The sequence below is a fragment of the Streptomyces sp. NPDC058307 genome, from assembly GCF_042880295.1.
Classification (GTDB): Bacteria; Actinomycetota; Actinomycetes; order Streptomycetales; family Streptomycetaceae; genus Streptomyces.
The window spans coordinates 15,555-36,830 of the sequence record NZ_JBHVYZ010000032.1 but is presented as its reverse complement, the minus strand read 5'-3'; the positions used below and the strand labels follow the sequence as shown (position 1 = coordinate 36,830).

Sequence of the window (21,276 nt, the reverse complement as noted above, 5' to 3'; positions counted from 1 at the left end):
TTCTTTCTGGCGGTCGGATCAACCACGCGCGGCGGCCACGGATTCCCGGGCTGCCGCGGCGACGTTCTCGGCGGTGAAGCCGAACTCGGCGAACAGGACCTTCGCGTCGGCGGAGGCGCCGAAGTGTTCGAGGGAGACGATGCGTCCTGCGTCACCTGTGAAGCGGTACCACGTGAGACCGATACCGGCCTCGATTGCGACGCGGGCTCGCACGGACGGCGGAAGGACGCTCTCCCGGTACTCCCGAGGCTGCTCCTCGAACCACTCCACGGACGGCATCGACACCACCCGGGTGCCCACCCCCTCCGCCTCCAGCTGCTCCCGCGCGGCGACGGCGAGCTGGACCTCGGAGCCGGTCGCGATGAGGACGACGTCGGGAACCTCCGTGGAGGAGTCCCGGAGCACGTACCCGCCCTTGGCCGCGTCCGGGTTCGGGGCGTACGTCGGCACACCCTGGCGGGTGAGCGCGAGGCCGTGCGGGGCCGGGTTGATGGCGTGCCGCTTGAGGATCTCGGCCCAGGCGGTCGCGGTCTCGTTGGCGTCGGCCGGGCGGACGACGTTCAGGCCGGGGATGGCGCGCAGCGAGGCCAGGTGCTCGACCGGCTGGTGGGTCGGGCCGTCCTCGCCGAGGCCGATGGAGTCGTGCGTCCAGACGTAGGTGACGGGCAGCTGCATCAGGGCGGACAGCCGCACCGCGTTGCGCATGTAGTCGGAGAACACCAGGAAGGTGCCGCCGTAGATCCGCGTGTTGCCGTGCAGCGCGATGCCGTTCATCTCGGCCGCCATCGAGTGCTCGCGGATACCGAAGTGGACGGTACGGCCGTACGGGTCGGCCTCCGGGAGCGCGTTGCCCTTCGGCAGGAAGGAGCTGGTCTTGTCGATGGTGGTGTTGTTCGACCCGGCGAGGTCGGCGGAACCGCCCCACAGCTCGGGGAGCACCGGGCCCAGCGCCTGCAGGACCTTGCCGGAGGCGGCACGGGTGGCGACGGAGGAGCCCTCCTCGAAGACCGGGATCGCGGACTCCCAGCCCTCGGGGAGCTGGCCGGCGACGATCCGGTCGAAGAGCTCGGCCCGCTCGGGCTGCTCACCGCGCCACACGGAGATCTGCTTGTCCCAGGCCGCGTGCGCCTCGGCGCCCCGGTCCAGGGCCAGACGGGTGTGGCGGATGACCTCGTCCGGGACCTCGAAGCTCTTGTCCGGATCGAAACCGAGGACCCGCTTGGTGGCGGCGACCTCGTCGGCGCCGAGCGCGGAGCCGTGGGCGGCCTCGGTGTTCTGGGCGTTCGGGGCGGGCCAGGCGATGATCGTGCGCATCGCGATGATCGAGGGGCGCTCGGTCTCGGCCTGCGCCGCCTTCAGGGCCGCGTACAGGGCGTGGACGTCGATGTCGCCGTCGGCGCCGGGCTCGATGCGCTGGGTGTGCCAGCCGTAGGCCTCGTACCGCTTCAGCACGTCCTCGGAGAACGCGGTGGCGGTGTCGCCCTCGATGGAGATGTGGTTGTCGTCGTAGACGAAGACCAGATTGCCGAGCTTCTGGTGACCGGCGAGGGAGGAGGCCTCGGCGGAGATGCCCTCCTCCAGGTCGCCGTCGGAGACGATCCCCCAGATGGTGTGGTCGAAGGGGGACTCGCCCTCGGGGGCCTCGGGGTCGAAGAGGCCGCGCTCGTAGCGGGCGGCCATGGCCATGCCGACGGCGTTGGCGACACCCTGGCCGAGCGGCCCGGTCGTGGTCTCGACGCCGGCGGTGTGCCCGTACTCGGGGTGACCGGGCGTCTTGGAGCCGTGGGTGCGGAAGGCCTTCAGGTCGTCCAGCTCCAGCTCGTACCCGGAGAGGTAGAGCTGGGTGTAGAGCGTCAGCGAGGTGTGCCCGGGGGAGAGGACGAAGCGGTCACGGCCGGTCCACTCGGGATCGGCCGGGTCATGACGCATCACCTTCTGAAAGATCGTGTACGCCGCGGGGGCGAGGGCCATCGCGGTGCCCGGGTGCCCGTTCCCGACCTGTTGCACGGCATCCGCCGCCAAGAGGCGGGCGGTGTCGACGGCACGCCGGTCGAGTTCGGTCCATTCGAAGCTGTCCGGTGTCTGCGTGCTCATCTTCAAGAAGTCCTCGATCGGAGCGGGATGGCTGGTCTGACGTGTTCAAACTTAAAAGTCTGACTTTTACGGTGGAAGGTCGCGGTGTGTCAGCCTGTGGTGAAAGTGGGACACGGAACGCTCCAGGCAGGCGGCACGAGCACGACATGGCGGACAGAACAGGCCAAGTCTCCATCCAAGGTGGAGACGGTGACGGCGGAGTGGACGGGATCAGAACGTTCCCCTTCCCCAGCGAGCTGAGTGTGGGCGGTGTCGGCATGCAGGTCGGCCCGATGGGAGCAGGGCGCACCTGGCACGCGGATGCCCCGTTGGAGCGTGTCCACCGCATCGACTTCCATGTAGTGATGCTCTTCGACGGCGGTCCCGTGCGCCACATGATCGACTTCGCCGAGTACGAGGCGACGGCGGGCGACCTGTTGTGGATCCGGCCGGGTCAGGTCCACCGCTTCTCACCGTCGAGCGAGTACCGCGGAACCGTCCTGACCATGCAACCGGGCTTTCTGCCGCGGGCGACGGTAGAGGCGACGGGGCTCTACCGCTACGACCTCCCGCCGCGACTACGGCCCTCCGACGCCCAGTTGGCGGGCCTGAAGGCCTCCGTGACCCAGCTTCAGCGGGAGTACGAGGACTCCTCGACGCTCCCGCTGAGCCTGCACACCTCGGTCCTGCGGCACTCGTTGACGGCGTTCCTGCTGCGACTGGCCCACCTCGCGGCGAGCTCTGCGGAGGCCGGGCGGCGCGCCGAGTCGACGTTCACCCTGTTCCGGGACGCGGTGGAGAAGGGCTTCGCCACGAACCACAGTGTCAGCGCGTACGCCGACGCGCTGGGCTACTCCCGCCGGACCCTGGTACGCGCGGTGCGCGCCGCGACGGGGGAGACCCCCAAGGGGTTCATCGACAAGCGGGTCGTACTGGAGGCGAAGCGGCTGCTGGCCCACACGGACCTGCCGATCGGGCGGGTGGGGGCGGCGGTGGGATTTCCCGACGCCGCGAACTTCTCCAAGTTCTTCCAGCAGCACACCGACATGACACCGGCGGCGTTCCGGACGGACCTTCGATAGGAGTCCACGGCGCCGCGATGGACGGCTGTGCCGTCGAGCCGTACGACGACGCGGAGTTGGCCGCCTTGGGTTTCTCGGGACAACGGACGTCGAGGACGCCCGACCGTGCTGGTGGCGTCCTCGCGGGGGCGGCCCCCGGCTCGTCTGATGCCTCGCGAGGCGTCGATGTGCCGAAGCTCGATAGCTGTCACCGGATGCGACGATTGGCGTGGTGAATTGCGAAATGAAGCAAAGTGGTTGTCACTATTCAGGCGCGCTACTTGTCACCTGTGGGCAGCGCTCGGCCGTTCCGTCGTCTGCGGTCCGGTGAAAGTTACTCGGACAGCAGACAGCGGCTGAGGGCCGAGCAGGGCCCAGGGCCACTGGCCACATTCATCAGCGGAGATCGATCGGGTGCGGGAGCGGCTCCCACTCCGGCAGCCAGTCAGTGGCCGTCCCGCCGGACAGCGCAAGGTAGAGCCAGTCACTGAAGCCGAGCTCGGTGTCATGCCAGTCTGCCCAGCCGCGGCGGAACGCTGAGACGGTCCAGGACCCGCCGTCACGGGGAACGAGGAACAGCTGGTCGCCTTCGATCGTGTTCCCCCAGACCAAAGCGCCACCCGGAGTCGGCAAGACCGTGTGGGGAACCATCCGGGATGCCTCCAACTTCCGGCCCATACCGTCGGCATACTCACGCAGCGTCCGAGCCCCACAGAAGTAGATGTAGTCCGAGATGACCGCGTCACCGTAAGCGCCCGCGATCTCGACGAAGTCCGCCGGCAGGGTGACCGACCACGCCGAGGCGATCTCCTCGATCAGGTGCCCTTCGCCGTGCCGAACGGGCAACCCGAGTACGGGGGCGAAGTCGCTGATGGTCTTCAACTGGTCTCCTACCGCCGGCGGCCCCCGCAGCTCTGAGTCGTCGCCTGCAGCAGCCGATCGACGAGATCGTAGCCCAGGGCTATGACGACGCCGGAAGACCCCTTGGCAAGAGGCAGCATCACGGCAATGACCGACTGGTGACAACTATCACGCCTTGGTGACACCTGTCGCGCTTTGGCACAGTCGACCGCTCTCGCGAGGCATCCTGACAGCCCGGTCAGTGACCGAAGTTGAACCAGTTCAGGTTGACGAAGTCCGCCGGCTGGCCGCTGGTGAAGGTCAGATAGACGTCATGGGTGCCGGTGACGGCGCTGATGTTCGCCGGGACCGTTCTCCAGGACTGCCAGCCACCGGTGTTGGCGAGGGCGAAGCTGCCGATCGGAGTGGCGGTACGGCTGTCCAGGCGCACCTCGACCAGACCGCTGACGCCGCCCGCCGCGCCGCTCGCCACCCGCGCGACGAACTGGGTCGCGGGCGTGGAGCCGAAGTTGACGTTCTGGTACAGCGCCCAGTCACCGTTGGCGAGGGCGCTGAGGTTCTGGCCGCCGCCCGTGTCCGTGGTGGTCTCGGAGCTCACGCCGCTCTGGCTGTTGTACGACTCGGCCTGAATGGTGCTGTAGGCGTCACGGCCGCCGCTCGGTGGAGGGGTGGTACCGCTCCCACTCGCCGACAGCACCTGGACGTAGTCCACGACCATGGGTACGCCGGACTGGGTGCCGGAGTCGAGCCCGCCGCCGAACGCGTCCGGGAAGGCGCCGCCCATCGCCACGTTGAGGATGATGAAGAACCCGTGGTTGGTGGCGTTGGTCCAGGTCGTCGCGTCGACCTGGCTCGCGTTGACCGAGTGGTACTGGGTGCCGTCGACGAGGAAGCGGATCGTCTCGGGGCTCACCGAGCGGTCCCACTCCATCGTGTAGGTGTGGAAGCCGGACTGGCAGGTCGAGCCGGGACACGCCACGTTGTTCCCGATGCCGGTCGTCTCGTTGCACGGGCCGCCCGGATTGCTGCCGCAGTGCATGGTGGCCCACACGCGGTTCATGCCCTGGACGTTCTCCATGATGTCCAGCTCGCCGACGCCCGGCCAGTTCTGGTAGTTGCCGCGGTAGGGCGCGCCCAGGGCCCAGAACGCCGGCCAGTAGCCCTCGGCCGCGGTGCCGGTGACGTTGGGCATCTGGATGCGTGCCTCGACGCGCAGCTTGCCGCCGGCCGGGGGCTGGAAGTCGGTGCGGTTGGTCTCGATGCGGCCCGAGGTCCAGTTGCCGGCCGAGTCGCGGAGCGGGGTGATGCGCAGGTTGCCGTTGCCGTCGAGGGCGACGTTGCTGGTGCTGTTGGTCATCCTCTCGACCTCGCCGGTGCCCCAGTTCGCGGGGCCGCCGGGGTAGGAAGTCCCGGTCGTGTACTGCCAGTTGGAGGTGCTGACGCCGGTTCCGGCGGAGCCGTTGAAGTCGTCGAGGAAGACCTGCGACCAGCCCGTGGGAGGCGTGGGGGCGGAGGCGTCGGCGGGGAGGGTGGCGGCCGTCGCGAGGGCGGCGGCCAGGCCGAGGGTGCTCAGCACGGCGACGAGGGCCCGTCGCCGTCTGGGTATGCCGGAGGTTTCGCTCATGGGGGTGCCTCTCGGTACGGAGTGGGGTGCGGGTGCGGGAGTGCCCTTCGAGCGCGCTCTGAGAGCGCTCTCAAAGTGCACCCAATGTGCTCTCGGCCACTCCGGTCGTCAATAGGTGAAACAGTGAAAGTCGCTGCGGCCCTGGTGAGTTCACCCCATGAATCCGGGGGGAGCGGGTGCGTGGCGCGGGTTTGTTCTGGTCGACGGTCGGCAGCGGGATGAAGCGCGGTACGCCTGCGGGTCGCTGACCGGCTAGCACCGCCAGGGCCGGCCGACGCCGGCGGCCGGACCGCCGGTGTCGACCGGGTGTGCCTGCGCGCCGGATGCCGCCGCCGGTGACGCCGGCGAGCAGGGTGGCGAGTGGGGACGGCCGCGTCCGTCGGAGAGACCGCTCAGGCCTGCGCCGACGATGTGGTGGTCAGGCCTGCTGCACAGTCAGGTCGGTGGAGCCGGCGAGCCGGGCTGTGCGTGCGGACCGCGTCGCCGCCGGAGCAGCCGCCCCGGGGACCGTCGCTCCCCGGTGGCACCGGCGAGCTGGGCAGCGCCTGCCGCACCGCCGGGGGCGCCCCGGGTGTCTGCGTCGGCGATGTGGTGGTCGGCTGCGCCCAGCTGCGGTGCGCGGCCAGGTCCCCGGTGCGGCCGGTGAGCAGGGTGGCGGGTGCGGATCGCCGCGTTGCCTGAGAGGCCGACCGCCCCGGATCTGCCTGGACGGTGGGGTGGCCGAGGCGGCCCTGGCCCGGCTCCTGTGACGTCTAGAGCGCGCTGCCGGCCTTCCAGTCCGACCACGGCAGGTTCCAGCCGTTGAGTCCGTTGGACGGTTCGACGGTCTTCTCGCCGGAGTTCTTCACGACGACGACGTCACCGAGCATGGAGCTGTCGTAGAACTTGTAGCCGTCCACGGACGTGTCGTTCGCGCCCTTGGCGTCGTGCAGGCCCACGCAGCCGTGGCTGGTGTTCTGGTGGCCGAACACCGAGGTGGCCGCCCAGTAGTTGCCGTGCACGAAGGTGCCGGAGGTGGTCAGGCGCTGGGCGTGCGGCACGTCGGAGATGTCGTACTCGTCGCCGAGCCCGACCGTCGAGGACTCCATGCGGGTCTGCTTGAACCGCTCGCTGATCACCATGATCCCGGACCATGTGGTGTGGTCGGCGTCGCCGCCGGAGACGGGGTACGTGGCGACGGTGCGGCCGTCCCGCCTCACGACCATCTGCCGGGTGCGGAGGTCGACCGTGCTGATCTGCTCGCGGCCGATGTGGAAGGTGACGTCCTTCGACTGCACGCCGTAGACGGCGTCCGCGCCCTGGACGTCCTTGAGCCGCAGACCTAGCGTGATCTTCGTGCCGGCCGCCCAGTAGGTCTCGGGCCGGAAGTCGAGCCGGGTGTCGCTGAACCAGTGGCCCACGATCTCGACGGCGGGCTCGGCGGTCACGGTGATCGCCTTCTGGACGGCGGCCCGGTCGGACACGGCGTGGCTGAAGTTGATCGACACGGGCATGCCGACGCCGGAGGTGGAGTTCGCCTCGGGGGTGAAATAGCCCACGAAGGTCTCGCCGGGGGACCTGGTGGTGAAGGTCGCGGTCTGCGCGGTGCCGCTCGACGCGGTCGCCGTGACCGTGTACTTCGTGCCCGAGAACGGGTTCTTCGACGAGGTCCATGTCGTCCGGGCGTCGTTGTAGGAGCCGTCGAGCGTGGAGCCGTCGTTGCCCGTGACCTCGACCGAGGCGAGGGTGCCGTCCGTGACCGTGACCACGACGGGAGTCGCGAAGCCCGCCTTGGTGGTGCCGTCCGCCGGGGTGACCGAGACGACCGCCTTCCTGGTCGCCGCCTGCACGGACGCGGTGGCCCCGGCCCCCTGCGAGGCGTCCGCCGAGCCGCCGTCGCACCCCGTCAGCAAGGTCGCGGCCGGTACGGCGCCGAGCGCGGCGAGGATCCCGCGCCGGGACCACTTCTCCGACTGCCCGGACCGGTTCGATATGTGCGAGTCGCCCACTGCAGGCCTTCCTGAGACATCCGTCTTTGCGCCTGCATCGTGCGCCTCGCACCTTGGGTGATCCTTTGAATCGCCGGGCCACTGGCTGAGATTCCGATGAGGACACTGACGAGAGGCGCCCGGCCTCCGCCGTCAGGCGTTCGTCGACACGGACCGCTCCGACGTGGCCGCCTCCCGCAGCCCGAACCGCTCGTGCACCCTGCGCAGCGGCTTCGGCGCCCACCAGGCACGCCGGCCGAGCAGCGCCATGGTCGCCGGGACGAGCAGCATCCGTACGACCGTCGCGTCGATCAGCACCGCCAGGGTCAGGCCGAGACCGATCTGGAGGATGGGGGAGAACCCGCCGGTCATGAAGGCGCCGAACACGACCGCGAGGAGCAGTGCCGCACAGGTGACGACCCGCCCGGACCGGCGCAGCCCGGTCACGACGGCCTCCTCGTGGTTCCCGCCGCGCCGGCGGGCCTCGCGCATCCGGGCCAGGATGAACAGCTCGTAGTCCATGGCCAGCCCGAAGGCGATCGAGACGATCAGCGGTGGTGCGGTCACGCTCAGTGCGCCCAGGCCCTCGCCGCCCAGCAGCCCGGCCCCGTGGCCGTCCTGGAAGACCCACACCACCACACCGAGCGCCGCGCCCAGGCTGAGCAGGGTGGTCGCGATCGTACGCAGCGGGATCAGCACCGAGCCGGTGAAGGCGAACAGCAGGACGAAGATGCCGGCCAGGACGGTCAGCGCCGCCCAGGGTGCCCGGTCGGCGAGCATGGCGCGGAAGTCGACCAGGCGGGCCGCGACCCCGGTCACCTCGACGGGTTCGTCGCCGCGCAGGTCCCGTACCCGTTCGACCAGGCCGGTGGCCGCCCCGCCGTCCACGCTGCCGGGCGGCTGGAGCTCTACGACGGTGTTGCCGCCCGGCAGTCGGCGGGACTCGGCGTTCGGGACCAGAGCGCGGATCCGGTCGGCGGTCGCGGAGTCGGTGCCGGGCTTGAGGACGACGACCACGGGGGAGACCCCGGTGCCCTTGGGGAAGTGCGCGTCCACGCTGTCGTACAACTGGCGTGCCTCGGTGTTCGAAGGCAGCTGCCGGGCGTCACCGATGGCGATGCGCAGGCCGGTCAGCGGCAGCGCGAGGAGCAGCAGGACCGGTACGACGGTGACCAGGACGGCGACCCGGCGGCGCTGCGCGAAGCGGGCCAGTCGGGCGAAGACTCGGCCCTCTTCGTCCTCGGAGTCCTCGGAGTCCTCGGTACGCGCCTTCGAGGGCCGGATCCGCCCGCCGAACCTCGTGAGCAGCGCGGGCAGCAGGGTGACCGCGGCCAGCATGTCGACCACCACGACGGCGGCGACGGCCAGTCCCATGCTGCGCAGGAACACGCTCGGGAAGACCAGCAGCCCGGTCAGGCTGACGGCCACGGTGAGGCCGGAGAACAGGACCGTCCGGCCGGCCGCGTCGACCGTGCGGTGCACGGCTTCCACCACGTCGTCGGTGTGCCGGCGTTCCTCGCGGAAGCGGACCAGCATCAACAGGGCGTAGTCGACGGCGAGTCCGAGGCCGAGCATGGTGGTGACCTGGATCGCGTACACCGAGATGTCGGTGACCTGGCTGAAGGCGAACAGTCCGAGGAACGCGCCCGCGATCCCGCTCACCGCGATCACCAGCGGCAGCGCGGCGGCGCGCAGCCCGCCGAACACGACGAGCAGCAGCGCGAGGACGACCGGCAGAGAGACCAACTCGGCGTTCTTCACGTCCTCCTGGGCGCGCTCGCCAAGCTGCCGGCCGAGCAGTTCGCCGCCGCTGACGTGGACGTCGGGCGCGTCGATCCGCTTGACGGTCTCGACGGCCGAGTCCGTCGCCTCCTCCTCGGCCTCGTCGCTCAGGCCGCCCTCGAAGGTGACGGGGATGATGAGCGCCTGTCCGTCGCGGGCGGTGAGACCGGGGGTGCTGTACGGGTCCGGCACGTCGGCCACGCCGGCGATCTCCCGGACCTCGGCGACGGTCCGCTCGACCTGGGCGCGCAGGGCCGCGTCGGAGACCGGCTCGCCCGCGACGACCGCGGTGACGGACTCGCCGCTCGGGTCCACGCCGGAGAGATAGTCGTCGGCCAGGTCGGACTCGGTGCCGGGCACGTCGGGCACGTCGTCGGAGAGGTCGGCGAAGACGCCCGTCCCGAGGCCGAAGCCGAGGAGCAGGAAGGCGGCCCAGAGGCCGATGAAGGTCAGCGGGCGGCGGGTCGCCGCCCGGGCGAGGGTGGAGAGCACGGTCGCCTCCCGGCGAGTTGAGGAGTGGTGCGACCTCAGACTCGTGGCGCGGACGTGATCACCGGATCGCCGGGGCGGGCGGTTTCCTGGCCTCCGCCGTACGGGTGAGACGGGGTGCTCCCTCACTCTCCGGAGGGAGGAATCTTCGGTACCGGTCCGGGAGTTGACCATGCAGACACCATCGAGGAGGCCGTATGTCCGAGGTACCACCCGCTGTCCGTGAACTCCGGCTCGTCGTCACGGCGGACGACTACGACGAGGCGTTGCGCTTCTACCGGGACGTCCTGGGACTCCCCGAACGGGCCGCGTTCTCCTCGCCCGGCGGGCGGGTCACCATCCTGGAGGCCGGGCGGGCGACACTGGAGCTCACCGATCCGAACCATGCCGCGTTCATCGACGAGGTGGAGGTCGGCAGACGGGTCGCCGGGCACATCAGGGTCGCCTTCGAGGTCGACGACTCGACCGGCACCACCGCCCGGCTGGCCGAGGCGGGCGCGGAGGTGGTCGCCGAGCCGACCCGAACGCCCTGGAACTCGCTCAACTCCCGCCTGGAGGCGCCCGGTTCGCTCCAGCTGACCCTGTTCACCGAACTCGGGGACTAGGGAGTACCCGGGGTAACCAACCCCGTCTCGTACGCGCAGATCACCGCCTGGACCCGGTCCCGCAGACCCAGCTTGCTCAGCACGTTGCTGACATGGGTCTTGACCGTGTGCTCGCTGACGAACAGGGTCGTGGCGATCTCCGCGTTGGACAGCCCCCGGGCCAGCATCCGCAGGGTCTCCACCTCGCGGGCCGTCAGGACGTCCAGGCGGTCGGGGGTGGCCCCGGTGGCGGCCTCCTCGCGGCGGCGGCGCACGATGTCCGCGACCAGGCGGCGGGTGACGGTCGGCGCGAGCAGCGAGTCGCCGCCCGCCACCACGCGGACCGCGTGCACGAGGTCGTCCCGGCGCACGTCCTTGAGGAGGAAGCCGCTGGCGCCCGCGTACAGCGCGTCGTACACGTACTCGTCGAGATCGAACGTGGTCAGCATGACCACCTTGCAACTGGACTGCGCGCACACCCGCCGCGCCGCCTCCAGGCCGTCCATGACGGGCATCCGGATGTCGAGGAGCAGGACGTCGGGCCTGTGGCGCTGCACCGCGGCCACCGCCTCGGCGCCGTCCCCGGCCTCGGCGACCACCTCGATGTCCTGCTGCGCCTCCAGGATCATGGTGAAGCCGCTGCGGACCAGTTCCTGGTCGTCGGCGACGACCACCCGGATGCTCACCCGAGGGCCGCTTCCCGGCCCGCGGTGACGGGCAGCCGTACGACGACCCGGAAGCCCCCCTCCGGACCCGGACCGGCCTGCGCGCTGCCCCCGCAGGCGGCCGCCCGCTCCCTGAGGCCGATCAGCCCCTGTCCGCCGCCCGTGTGCGCGGGGCCCCTGCCGTCGTCGGTCACCGAGAGGGTCAACTCGTCCTCCGCCCAGTCGAGTTCCACCTGTGCGCAGGAAGCGTACGCGTGCTTGACCGTGTTGGTCAGGGCTTCCTGCACCGCGCGGTAGGCGGCGACCTCGGTGTCCGGGGGAAGGGGACGCGGCAGTCCGCGCACGCTCAATTCGACCCGCAGGCCGGCCGATTCGGAGACCTGCCGGACCAGGGCCGGGAGTCCTGCGAGATCCGGCTGGGGCAGCCGGGTGGCGCCGCCCCGGCGCTCCTCCTCCTTCAACACGCCGAGAATCCGGCGCAGTTGGGCCATCGCGTCCCGGCCGCTGGCCGCGATCGCGTCGAACGCGGCCTCGGCGCGGGCCGGGTCGCTGCGCACCACGACCGGTCCGGCCTCCGCCTGGACGACCATCAGGCTCACCGCGTGCGCGAGGATGTCGTGCATGTCCCGGGCGATGCGGGAGCGTTCCTGGGCGATGGCCCGGGCGGTCTCCGCGGCCCGCTCCCGTTCCAGGCGGCGGGCCCGGTCCTCGACGGCGGCGGTGTAGGCGCGCTGGACGCGGGCCAGGACGCCGAGGCCGTAGGCGCAGATCATGCCGGTGATGTGGAAGGCGTACTCGAAGGGCTCGGAGTGCTCCTTGTGCTGCATGGTCAGCACGGCCCCGAGCAGCCAGCTCGCCAGCATCGAGCGGCGCTGCCAGGGCAGGCCCTGGGCGGCCATGGTGTAGAGGACGACCAGTCCGCCGTAGAGCACGTCCGGGGGCGGTGCGTGGTAGTAGGCCATCGCCGTGGTGGCCGCCGAGACCGCCAGGGCGCACGCGTAGGGATGGCGGCGCCGCCAGACGAGGGGGACGGCGGTGGCGGCGCCCAGCAGCCAGCCCACCGGGCTCAGCGGGTCGTCGCCCTCGTCCGGGAACATCCACTGGAGGGACGCGGCGAACAGCACCAGCACGGCGAGCGCGCTGTCGACGACGTAGGGGTTCGTCGTCCTCAGACGGGTCACGACACGGGCGTACCAGGACCGGACGGCGGACATGAGCGGCTCCTCGGGGCCGGGGCCGTCCCAGTATCACGACGCCGGTGCGGCCGGGACCTCACCGGTGAGAGGGATATCCGGCGCCCGAACGGGGTGCGACCGTCGGCTGCCAGCCCAGCGCCCGCGAGATCCCGAGCGCCGCGAGCCGTACCGCCGGGATCAGCGCCGGCACCTGGGCGTCGGCGTGGGGCACGACGACCGACACGGCCGCGACCACCGACCCGTCGGGTCCGCACACGGGGGCGGCCACCGACAGGGCGTCGTCGGTGACCTGACGGCTGCTCACCGCGACGCCGGTGCGCCGGACTTCGGCCAGGACCCGGCGCAGCCGCACCGGTTCGGCGATGGTGTACGGAGTGAACACGGCGAGCGGGCTCGCGCAGTACTCCTCCTGCTCGCCCGGCGCGCAGTGCGCCAGCAGCACCAGGCCGACGCCGGTGGCGTGCAGCGGCCAGCGCGCCCCCACCCGGATGTGCACGCCGACCGACGAACGCCCCGCGATCCACTCGATGTAGACGACGTCCGAGCCGTCCCGCACCGCCAACTGCACGTTCTCGTGGGTGGCTTCGTACAGGTCCTCCAGATACGGCAGCGCCAGCTGCCGCAGCGCGACCCCGCGCGGCGCGAGCGCGGCGACCTCCCACAGGCGGAGCCCGACGTGGTAGACGCCGGCGTCGTCGCGCTCCAGGGCGCCCCACTCGGTCAGCGCGCCCACCAGCCGGTGCGTCGTCGTCAGCGTCAGCCCGGCCCGCCGGCTGATGTCGGTCAGGGACAGCGCCGGATGGTCGTGGTCGAACGCGGCGAGGACGGACAGCAGCCGGTCCGGCGCGGTGGGCGTCCCCCCGCGCGCGAGAGGCCGGGAGTGGGGGCGGGCCGTCATGGCCGGTCGGCGACTCTCAGCAGGAGGGCCTGGAGCGTCTCGCGCTCGGCTGCGTCGAGCGGGGCGAGCAGGTCGTTGGTGACCCGCCGGCCCGCCTCGTCGGTGCCGCGCAGGAAGGCACGGCCGTCCTCGGTGAGCACGACGATCTTGCTGCGGCGGTCGTCCGGGGAGGGGCGGCGCTCGGTCAGGCCCAGTTTCTCCAGGTCGTCGACCAGGCCGACGATCGCGCTGGGGTCGTAGCCGAGCCGGGTGCTCAGCTCCCGCTGGAGGGCGCCCTCGGCGCCGGCGAGATAGCGCAGCACCGCGTAGTGCCGCAGCCTGAGCCCCGACTCCTGGAGGAACGTGTTGAACAGCTGACCCGAGCGCAGGCCGAGGCGGTACAGCAGATAACCGGTGTCCGCGTGCAGCCCGCGCATCCACGGCTCCTCCGAGTCGATGGGTTTCGGGGTGACGTGCTGGCGTGTGATGGCGGGCTCCCTGGGTCGGTGCGGCATGCGCATTCCAGCATGACTTACGGACAGGTCTCCAACAACTATTGACGTCAACAATTATTGCTCTTAGCTTCGATCTCGTAGCCGCACCCGCATGCATCCGTTCGTGAAGGGACCTCCTCGTGCCCAGCATCGATCTCACCGGCAAGGTCGCCGTCGTCACCGGCAGTGGCCGTGGCCTCGGCCTCGCCTACGCACACGCCCTGGCCGCCCACGGCGCCCGCGTGGTCGTCAACGACGTCGACGAGGCGGTCGCCGAGCAGGCCGTGAAGTCCATCACCGAGGCGGGCGGCACCGCCGTCGCCGAGGTCGTCCCGGTCGGCACCACCGAGGCCGCGGAGCGCCTGGTCAGCCGGGCCGTGGAGGAGTTCGGACGGCTCGACATCCTGGTCACCAACGCGGGCATCCTGCGTGACAAGGTGCTGTGGAAGATGACCGACGACGACTTCGACGCGGTGATCACGACCCACCTCAAGGGCACCTTCACCTGCGCCCGCGCCGCCGCCGTGCGGATGCGCGAGCAGGGCGAGGGCGGCACCCTGATCCTGGTCGGCTCCCCGGCCGGCCAGCGCGGCAACTTCGGCCAGACGAACTACGCCGCCGCCAAGGCCGGCATCGCCGCCTTCGCCCGCACCTGGTCCATGGAACTGGGCCGCGCGAACATCACCGTCAACGCGATCGTGCCCGTCGCGGCCACCGCGATGACCGAGACCATCCCCGCCTTCGCCCCGTACATCGAGGCCATGAAGAACGGCGAGCCCCTCCCGGACTTCCTCCGCAAGGGCGAGGGCTTCGGCACCCCCGAGGACTGCGCGGCCCTCGTGCCCTTCCTCGCCTCGGAGGCCGCCCGGGGCATCACCGGCCAGGCCATCGGCATCGGCGGCGACAAGGTGGCACTCTGGTCCCATCCGCAGGAGATCAGGACGGCGTACGCGGACGGCGGCTGGACCCCCGACACCCTGGCCGACGCCTTCCCGACGTCGGTCGGTGCCGAGCTCCAGACGGTCGGCATCCCGGCCCCGAAGCTTCCGGAGGCGTGATGGACCTCTCCATGAACATCGAGGACCTGGTCGCCATCGACGTCCACACCCACGCCGAGGTGTCCTCCAAGGGCCACTCCTCCCTCGACGACGACCTGCACGACGCCTCCTCGGCCTACTTCAAGGTCCAGGGCAAGCGGAAGCCGACCTTGGAGGAGACCGCCGCGTACTACCGCGAGCGGAAGATGGCCGCCGTGATCTTCACGGTGGACGCCGAGTCCGCGACCGGCACGGCCCCCGTCCCCAACGAGGAGGTCGCCGAGGCGGCCGCCGCCAACGCGGACGTCCTCATCCCCTTCGCGTCCATCGACCCGTTCCGCGGCAAGGCGGGCGTCAAGCAGGCCCGCCGCCTGGTCGAGGAGTACGGGGTGAAGGGCTTCAAGTTCCACCCCAGCATCCAGGGCTTCTTCCCCAACGACCGCGCGGTGGCCTACGACCTCTACGAGGTCATCGAGGAGACCGGCACGATCGCCCTCTTCCACACCGGCCAGACCGGCATCGGCGCCGGCGTCCCGGGCGGCGGCGGCATCCGCCTGAAGTACTCGAACCCGCTGCACGTGGACGACGTGGCCGCCGACTTCCCGCATCTGAAGATCATCCTGGCGCACCCGTCCTTCCCCTGGCAGGACGAGGCCCTCGCCGTCGCCACCCACAAGCCGGGCGTGCACATCGACCTGTCCGGCTGGTCGCCGAAGTACTTCCCGCCGCAGCTCGTGCAGTACGCCAACACGCTGCTCAAGGACAAGGTCCTCTTCGGCTCCGACTTCCCCGTCCTCACCCCCGACCGCTGGCTCGCCGACTTCGAGAAGCTGTCGATCAAGGACGAGGTCAAGCCGAAGATCCTCAAGGAGAACGCCGCCCGTCTGCTCGGGCTGACCAAGCCATAAGGGGCCTCAGATGCGCAACGAGGGACTGGGCTCGTGGCCCGCACGCCGGGCCCGCAAGACCCCGCACCGCACCGCCCTGATCCACGGCGACACGACGGTCACCTACGCCGCACTGCACACCCGCGTCACCCGCCTCGCGCACGCCCTGCGCGCCCGGGGCATCCGGCGCGGCGACCGGGTCGCCTACCTCGGCCCCAACCACCCCTCCTACCTGGAGACGCTGTTCGCGGCCGGCTCCCTCGGCGCGGTCTTCGTCCCCCTCAACACCCGCCTCGCCGGACCGGAGATCGGCTACCAGCTCTCCGACTCCGGAGCCAGGGCACTGGTCTACGGCCCCTCGCACGCGGGTCTCGTCGCCGGACTGCCGGGCAGCACCGACGTCCGTACGTACGTCGAAGTCGGTCCCGAATACGAGCAGTTGCTCGCCGACTCGGCGGCGGAACCGATCGACGAGCCGGTCACCGCCGACGACACCTGCATCATCATGTACACCTCGGGCACGACCGGCCGCCCCAAGGGCGCCATGCTCACCCACGGCAACCTGACGTGGAACGCGATCAACGTCCTCGTCGACACCGACCTGATCGCCGACGAACGGGCCCTGGTCTCCGCCCCGTTGTTCCACACGGCCGGCCTGAACATGCTGACCCTGCCGGTGCTGCTCAAGGGCGGCACCTGCGTCCTCGTCGAGGCCTTCGACCCCAGCGCCACCTTCGACCTGATCGAACGGCACCGGATCACCTTCATGTTCGGGGTGCCGACGATGTTCGAGCAGGTGGCGAGGCACCCGCGCTGGGCGGACGCGGACCTGTCCTCCCTGCGCATCCTGACCTGCGGCGGCTCCCCGGTGTCGACCCCCCTCATCGCCGCGTACCAGGAGCGCGGGCTCACCTTCCTCCAGGGCTACGGCATGACCGAGGCCTCTCCCGGAACCCTGTTCCTGGACGCCGAGCACGCCATCAGCAAAGCGGGTTCGGCGGGCGTACCGCACTTCTTCAGCGACGTCCGGGTCGTACGGCCGGACCTGGCGCCCGTCGACGTCGGCGAGACCGGCGAGGTCGTGCTCCGCGGCCCGCACGTCATGCCCGGCTACTGGGGGTTGCCCGAGGAGACCGCCGCCTCCTTCGCGGACGGCTGGTTCCGCAGCGGGGACGCCGCCCGCGTCGACGAGGACGGATACGTCTTCATCGTCGACCGCATCAAGGACATGATCATCTCCGGTGGCGAGAACATCTACCCCGCCGAGATCGAGGACCTGCTCCTCGGCCATCCGGACATCGCCGAGTGCGCGGTCATCGGCGTCCCGGACGACAAGTGGGGCGAGGTGCCGCGCGCGGTCGTCGTCCCGCGCGAGGGCGCCGCGCCCGACCCCGACGAGGTCCTGGCCTCGCTGGCCGGACGGCTCGCCAAGTACAAGATCCCCAAGTCGGTGGTGATCGCGGACGAACTCCCGCGCACCGCCTCCGGCAAGCTCCTCAAGTCCCGGGTGCGCAAGCGCTTCGGCTCCCACTCTTAGGTAAGGACAACTACATGAGCGTCACCGTGAACGGCATCGACGAACTGAAGAAGCTCGCCGGCAGCGACCTCGGCACCAGCGAGTGGATCGAGGTCACCCAGGAGCGCGTCAACACCTTCGCCGACGCCACGGGCGACCACCAGTGGATCCACGTGGACCCCGAGAAGGCGGCGGCAGGCCCCTTCGGCGCCCCCATCGCCCACGGCTACCTCACGCTCTCCCTCTTCATCCCGCTCTTCACCGAGCTGCTGGACGTCCAGGGCGTCACCACGAAGGTCAACTACGGCCTGAACAAGGTCCGTTTCCCTTCCCCGGTGAAGGTGGGCTCCCGCATCCGTCTCGTTGCCAAGCTCACGGACGTCGAGGAGGTCCCGGGCGGTGTGCAGGTCACCGTCGACGGGGCGATAGAGATCGAGGGCGGCGCCAAGCCGGCGGCGGTGCTGCAGAGCCTGTCGCGCTTCTACGCCTGACGGTCCGCGTACACGGCCTTCGACGCAGCGCACACCCCGGCCGGGACCAGCTCCCGCCCGGGGTGTGCCCTGCATCAGGCTCCCGCCACGTCCACGAACACGGGGTTGGAATAGAACCACGTGTCCGCCCACGGGTCACCGTCACCGGGCTCGTGCGGAACCGGCCCGTGCGGGTCGACCGAGGCACCGAGATAGCCCGTACCGTGCCGCTTGCCGTCGCCGCCGCGCAGCCGCACATAGAACGACTCGTCCCCGGCGGTCAGCGGGACGCGCAGGGTGTACGTCCCCTTCCGCCCCGACACGTCCTTCGTCTCTACGACCCTGGTGTCGGGCGCCTTCCAGCCGTCCCGGTCGCTCACCGGACCCCGCACCGCGCCCCGGATCACGTCCACGTGCGCCAACTCCGGCAGGATTCCCTGGGGGTTGGGCCGGGAGGCGGTGGTGACGGTGACGTACAGCGTGATCTTCTCGCCCTTGCGGACCCGCAGCCGTCCGCCCAGCGTCACACCGCGCCCGGAGTCGCAGTCCCGCTTCACGCGGACGTCGAGCCCGTCGAGCAGATGCCCGTGGTCCGCCCAGACACGGCCCGCGCGCAGGCCCGCCATGACCGCGCGGTAGCCGTAGCGGGTCACGCCGACGTGGGTGCGGCTGAACTCGCCCGGCCAGAAGTCGCTGCCGGGCTGCGGGGTGTCGGTGTTCACCGGGTCGGGCAGCTTGCCGGTGTTGTCGAAGTTCTGCCCGGCCGGCCAGTCGCCGTTCTTCCAGGTGTCGAAGACGGTGCGGTGGTTGTCGGAGTTCGTGGTGATCGAGAACAGGCTGCCTTCGGCCAGCATCGAGTCCCACAGCCCGCCGACGGTCGCCGTCGCCCAGTCGAAGCCGCCGTACGTCACATACGCGTCCGCCGGATAGCCCTGCCAGGACTGCGCCGAGGGCTTGTTCTCGTACTCGCCGCGAATCGAGGCCGCCCCGCGCCAGCCCGGGATCGCCGCGCCCTGGGCGCCGGGTGCGCCCTCCATGCCGATCATGACCTCGGGGGCCGCGTCCCGCCAGCCCCGCATCTCGTGCGGGGAGTCGATGCCGAGCCGCAGCGGGTGGTTGGCGATGACGAGGACGTCGTCGACGTAGCCCGAACGACGCTGCTCCGCCAGCCACTTGATCGCCTTGACGGCGTGGGCCTCGTTGCGCGCTGTGTCGGCGGCGCCCGAGGATCCCTCGGTGTAGCCCAGGAGCTTGCCGTCGTAGGCGAGCTCGAACTGCGTGAGCAGGTCGGTCTCGTGCGGGCCGGGGGCCGCGAACACCGTGCAGTGCTCGGCCGCCGGGATGTACCACTCCAGGCCCTGGAAGATCAGCTGGCGCGGGTTCTCCGCACGTGCCTTGACGATCTCCGCATGCTCCAACTTGGCGCCGTAGTATGCGTGTCCGAAGTTGGAGTGCTCGTTGAACACCATCCAGTCGAGGCCGTACCTCGCGGCGGCCGTGGCCAGCTGGGAGAACGTGTACTTGGCGTCGTGGCTGTAGACGGAGTGCACGTGGTGGTCGCCCACCAGGTAGGCGAGGTGCGGGTCCTCGCCGCCGAAGCCCCGCTTCCCGGAAGCGGCGAAGGCGGGGGTCGTCGCCGAACCGAGGGCGAACGCGGCCCCGAACAGGCCCGCGCGGCGCAGGAGTCCGCGTCTCGACACGCCCTGCGCGTCGAGGTCGGAGGGGTTGACGGAGGGGTCTGCCCAGGAGGGCAGCTGCTGCTCGGTCATGGTGATCCTCGAAAATGGGCGGTCAGTGAGTCATGAAGGAGGAGACGGGGAGCGCCCGTGAGACGATCCGGACGTCACCGAGACGGCCGTGGAAGATCTGGTCGATCTTGTCGGCATACGTGTAGCCGCCCACCAGCCACGGCAGTCCGACCGAGGCGATCCCGACGGCGGGCGCCTTCGGGTTGCGGACCACCGGGCAGCCCTGGACGTACAGCGTGGAGTGCCTGCCGTCGTTGACGACGGCGAGGTGCCACCACGTCTCCAGCGGTGTCTCCTGGCCCCAGTTGGTCGCGATGCCCTCCTGGTTGAGCGGGCGCATGGCCCACTGGGGCTCGCGGTCGTTGGAGAGGGAGAGGGTGGCGAGCGGCTCGTCGGGATCGTCACCGGTCTTGCCCGCGCCGCCGCCGGTTCCCCGTCGACTGACCAGTCCTGACCAGGCGTTGTGGTCCGGGTCCCAGTCGGCGGGCATGCGGTAGAACACCTCGATGGTGTAACCGTCCTTGAACACGGCCGAGTTGAGCGGCGCCTTGTCGACCGTCTGCAGATAGGCGCCCTTGAGCGGAGACTTGTAGCCCTGGAACTCCAGGCTGCCGTGGCCGGGCTGGTCGGGGTGGTGGTCCGCGGACCAGCCCAGCGAACCGCCGCCCACCGATACGACGGTGAGGTCGTTGCCGCGGCCGGAGAGGTCGCGGACCGTGCCGGAGACCGCCGACTCGAAGCGCCAGTACGCGGCCGTCCCGGGTATCAGCATCCTCGACGCCGGGCGGGCCGCACGCGCGGGCACCGGGTCGAAGCCGGCGAAGCGCGAGGCGAAGTCGATGTCGACCGAGAACCGGTCTGCGTCGCCGCTGAGTTCGATCTCCTGCCGCTCCAGCTCGTTGAGCCCCTTGGCGGCCCGGCCGAGGATCCACGGGGAGACCGTCTCCACGTCGATCACACCGCGGTCGAGGTCGAAGCGGTACAGGCGGATCATGGCCGCGCCGCCGAAGTACCGGTTCTGGTAGTTCGTCAGGTGCAGATGGACGTCGTTGCCCGCCGTGTTCGTGCGGGTCGCCCGGCCTGCGGGCCAGTAGTGGCCGTTGAGGGTGAGGAAGATCTGGTCGTGGTCCTTGACGAGCCGGTCCCAAAGCTGCTGACCGTAGTCCGACAGGCTGTCGTCCTCCACGACCAGCTCGTGCGTGGTCAGGATCACCGGCGTCTTCGGACGGGCGGCCAGGACGCTCCTCGCCCAGGCGTACCCCTGGTCCGACAGCCGCCAGTCCAGAGCGAGGACCATCCACTCCCGGCCCGCGGCCCTGAACAGGTGGTACGTGTTGTAGCCGTCCGGGGAGGCACCCCCGAACGTCCTGTGGCCCTGGAACCGGTCGGGACCGAACACGTCCAGGTACGGCGACGCGCCGCGCTGGTCGGTGGTGGACGACTTCACGTCGTGGTTGCCCGCCAGGACGCTGTAGCCGACACCCCGGCGGTCGAGCAGCTCGAACGCCTCACCGATCGCGGCGCACTCGGGTGCCGCGCCGTTCTGCGTGAGATCGCCGAGGTGGGACAGGAAGACGATGTTCTCCTCCTTGCCCTGCTCCAGGAGATACCGCAGCGAGGCCTCGACCGGCGCCTTGTCGATGCTCGGACCGTCGAAGAGGTACTGCGTGTCGGGCATGACGGCGAGCGTGAACCGCCTGCTCTCGGTGTCGGGACGCCAGGTGGAGCCCGAGGCGGCCTCGGCCACCGCGGGCAGCGCGACCCCGGCCGTGGCGGCCGCGCCCAGCAGCGCCGTGGCCCGCAGGAAACCGCGTCTTCCGGCACCGGCCTGCGCGGCCTCGGCCTGATCGTGCTCATGCGAAGTACACACGTGTGCTCCGTTGCAAGGGAAGTGAAGAAGGAAGTGAAGAAGAAGGGGGATGAAGGGGGATGAAGAGGGATGAAG

General features: G+C 70.5%; 17 protein-coding genes. 6 read left to right on the top strand and 11 right to left on the bottom strand.

Annotation, left to right across the window (positions count from 1 at the left end; translation table 11 throughout):
* Positions 1–18: 18 nt before the first annotated feature.
* Positions 19–2,094, bottom strand: coding sequence for a transketolase (tkt, locus tag ACFVYN_RS22935; protein WP_390001349.1), 2,076 nt, complete (start codon positions 2,092–2,094; stop codon positions 19–21).
* Positions 2,095–2,240: 146 nt separating this feature from the next.
* Here tkt and ACFVYN_RS22930 point away from each other — a divergent pair, with 146 nt between their 5' ends.
* A complete protein-coding gene (locus ACFVYN_RS22930; RefSeq protein WP_390001347.1) occupies positions 2,241–3,155 on the top strand; it encodes an AraC family transcriptional regulator in 915 nt (304 codons plus the stop codon).
* 375 nt (positions 3,156–3,530) lie between these two features.
* Here the strand turns inward: ACFVYN_RS22930 and ACFVYN_RS22925 are convergent, their stop codons facing one another.
* From ACFVYN_RS22925 to ACFVYN_RS22910, 4 genes are all read right to left on the bottom strand, one after another.
* Positions 3,531–4,016 carry a hypothetical protein gene (locus tag ACFVYN_RS22925; protein ID WP_390001345.1) on the bottom strand — a complete coding sequence of 162 codons (486 nt, stop codon included), beginning with the start codon at positions 4,014–4,016 and terminating at the stop codon, positions 3,531–3,533.
* Positions 4,017–4,233: 217 nt separating this feature from the next.
* Positions 4,234–5,619 (bottom strand): glycoside hydrolase family 16 protein, encoded by a 1,386-nt coding sequence (locus tag ACFVYN_RS22920; protein WP_390001343.1) that lies wholly within the window; start codon positions 5,617–5,619, stop codon positions 4,234–4,236.
* A gap of 752 nt (positions 5,620–6,371) precedes the next feature.
* Positions 6,372–7,607 carry an Ig-like domain-containing protein gene (locus ACFVYN_RS22915; protein WP_390001342.1) on the bottom strand — a complete coding sequence of 412 codons (1,236 nt, stop codon included), beginning with the start codon at positions 7,605–7,607 and terminating at the stop codon, positions 6,372–6,374.
* 132 nt (positions 7,608–7,739) lie between these two features.
* Positions 7,740–9,860: an MMPL family transporter gene (locus ACFVYN_RS22910; RefSeq protein ID WP_390001340.1), complete on the bottom strand. Its 2,121-nt coding sequence runs from the start codon at positions 9,858–9,860 to the stop codon at positions 7,740–7,742.
* Positions 9,861–10,054: 194 nt separating this feature from the next.
* Here ACFVYN_RS22910 and ACFVYN_RS22905 point away from each other — a divergent pair, with 194 nt between their 5' ends.
* A complete protein-coding gene (locus ACFVYN_RS22905) occupies positions 10,055–10,462 on the top strand; it encodes a VOC family protein (protein ID WP_390001338.1) in 408 nt (135 codons plus the stop codon).
* Here ACFVYN_RS22905 and ACFVYN_RS22900 read toward each other — a convergent pair.
* From ACFVYN_RS22900 to ACFVYN_RS22885, 4 genes are read right to left on the bottom strand one after another with little or no spacing between them, the layout of a single operon-like run.
* The gene (locus tag ACFVYN_RS22900; RefSeq protein WP_390001336.1) at positions 10,459–11,127 is read right to left on the bottom strand and encodes a response regulator; all 669 of its coding nucleotides are present in this window, start codon (positions 11,125–11,127) and stop codon (positions 10,459–10,461) included. The two genes, ACFVYN_RS22905 and ACFVYN_RS22900, sit on opposite strands and share 4 nt — an antisense overlap.
* Positions 11,124–12,320, bottom strand: coding sequence for a sensor histidine kinase (locus ACFVYN_RS22895; protein ID WP_390001334.1), 1,197 nt, complete (start codon positions 12,318–12,320; stop codon positions 11,124–11,126). Before ACFVYN_RS22895 ends, ACFVYN_RS22900 begins: the two co-directional genes overlap by 4 nt.
* Positions 12,321–12,378: 58 nt before the next feature.
* Complete coding sequence (locus tag ACFVYN_RS22890) at positions 12,379–13,200, bottom strand: IclR family transcriptional regulator (RefSeq protein WP_390001332.1); 822 nt, start codon at positions 13,198–13,200, stop codon at positions 12,379–12,381.
* A complete protein-coding gene (locus ACFVYN_RS22885; RefSeq protein ID WP_390001331.1) occupies positions 13,197–13,616 on the bottom strand; it encodes a MarR family winged helix-turn-helix transcriptional regulator in 420 nt (139 codons plus the stop codon). Before ACFVYN_RS22885 ends, ACFVYN_RS22890 begins: the two co-directional genes overlap by 4 nt.
* Positions 13,617–13,813: 197 nt before the next feature.
* Between ACFVYN_RS22885 and ACFVYN_RS22880 the strand changes: the two genes are divergently transcribed.
* Genes ACFVYN_RS22880 through ACFVYN_RS22865 form a run of 4 tightly spaced genes read left to right on the top strand, consistent with a single transcriptional unit; the run spans position 13,814 to position 17,604 of the window.
* Positions 13,814–14,731, top strand: a complete 918-nt coding sequence (locus ACFVYN_RS22880) for an SDR family NAD(P)-dependent oxidoreductase (RefSeq protein ID WP_390001330.1) — start codon at positions 13,814–13,816, stop codon at positions 14,729–14,731.
* Between the two features lie 11 nt (positions 14,732–14,742).
* Positions 14,743–15,618 carry an amidohydrolase family protein gene (locus ACFVYN_RS22875; RefSeq protein ID WP_390001328.1) on the top strand — a complete coding sequence of 292 codons (876 nt, stop codon included), beginning with the start codon at positions 14,743–14,745 and terminating at the stop codon, positions 15,616–15,618.
* A gap of 10 nt (positions 15,619–15,628) precedes the next feature.
* Positions 15,629–17,134 carry a long-chain fatty acid--CoA ligase gene (locus ACFVYN_RS22870; RefSeq protein WP_390001326.1) on the top strand — a complete coding sequence of 502 codons (1,506 nt, stop codon included), beginning with the start codon at positions 15,629–15,631 and terminating at the stop codon, positions 17,132–17,134.
* A gap of 14 nt (positions 17,135–17,148) precedes the next feature.
* Positions 17,149–17,604, top strand: coding sequence for a MaoC family dehydratase (locus ACFVYN_RS22865; protein ID WP_355756133.1), 456 nt, complete (start codon positions 17,149–17,151; stop codon positions 17,602–17,604).
* Positions 17,605–17,678: 74 nt separating this feature from the next.
* Here the strand turns inward: ACFVYN_RS22865 and ACFVYN_RS22860 are convergent, their stop codons facing one another.
* Together ACFVYN_RS22860 and ACFVYN_RS22855 are read right to left on the bottom strand one after the other, a co-directional pair.
* Complete coding sequence (locus ACFVYN_RS22860) at positions 17,679–19,352, bottom strand: PHP domain-containing protein (protein WP_390001324.1); 1,674 nt, start codon at positions 19,350–19,352, stop codon at positions 17,679–17,681.
* Positions 19,353–19,374: 22 nt separating this feature from the next.
* A complete protein-coding gene (locus ACFVYN_RS22855) occupies positions 19,375–21,201 on the bottom strand; it encodes a LamG-like jellyroll fold domain-containing protein (RefSeq protein WP_390001323.1) in 1,827 nt (608 codons plus the stop codon).
* Between the last annotated feature and the right edge of the window lie 75 nt (positions 21,202–21,276).

Excerpts from the sequence above, each read along its gene's own strand:
- tkt (WP_390001349.1), bottom strand. The coding sequence starts at position 2,094 with ATGAGCACGCAGACACCGGACAGCTTCGAATGGACCGAACTCGACCGG.
- ACFVYN_RS22930 (WP_390001347.1), top strand. The coding sequence starts at position 2,241 with ATGGCGGACAGAACAGGCCAAGTCTCCATCCAAGGTGGAGACGGTGAC.
- ACFVYN_RS22920 (WP_390001343.1), bottom strand. The coding sequence starts at position 5,619 with ATGAGCGAAACCTCCGGCATACCCAGACGGCGACGGGCCCTCGTCGCC.
- ACFVYN_RS22905 (WP_390001338.1), top strand. The coding sequence starts at position 10,055 with ATGTCCGAGGTACCACCCGCTGTCCGTGAACTCCGGCTCGTCGTCACG.
- ACFVYN_RS22895 (WP_390001334.1), bottom strand. The coding sequence starts at position 12,320 with ATGTCCGCCGTCCGGTCCTGGTACGCCCGTGTCGTGACCCGTCTGAGG.
- ACFVYN_RS22890 (WP_390001332.1), bottom strand. The coding sequence starts at position 13,200 with ATGACGGCCCGCCCCCACTCCCGGCCTCTCGCGCGCGGGGGGACGCCC.
- ACFVYN_RS22885 (WP_390001331.1), bottom strand. The coding sequence starts at position 13,616 with ATGCGCGGGCTGCACGCGGACACCGGTTATCTGCTGTACCGCCTCGGC.
- ACFVYN_RS22875 (WP_390001328.1), top strand. The coding sequence starts at position 14,743 with ATGAACATCGAGGACCTGGTCGCCATCGACGTCCACACCCACGCCGAG.
- ACFVYN_RS22870 (WP_390001326.1), top strand. The coding sequence starts at position 15,629 with ATGCGCAACGAGGGACTGGGCTCGTGGCCCGCACGCCGGGCCCGCAAG.
- ACFVYN_RS22865 (WP_355756133.1), top strand. The coding sequence starts at position 17,149 with ATGAGCGTCACCGTGAACGGCATCGACGAACTGAAGAAGCTCGCCGGC.
- ACFVYN_RS22860 (WP_390001324.1), bottom strand. The coding sequence starts at position 19,352 with ATGACCGAGCAGCAGCTGCCCTCCTGGGCAGACCCCTCCGTCAACCCC.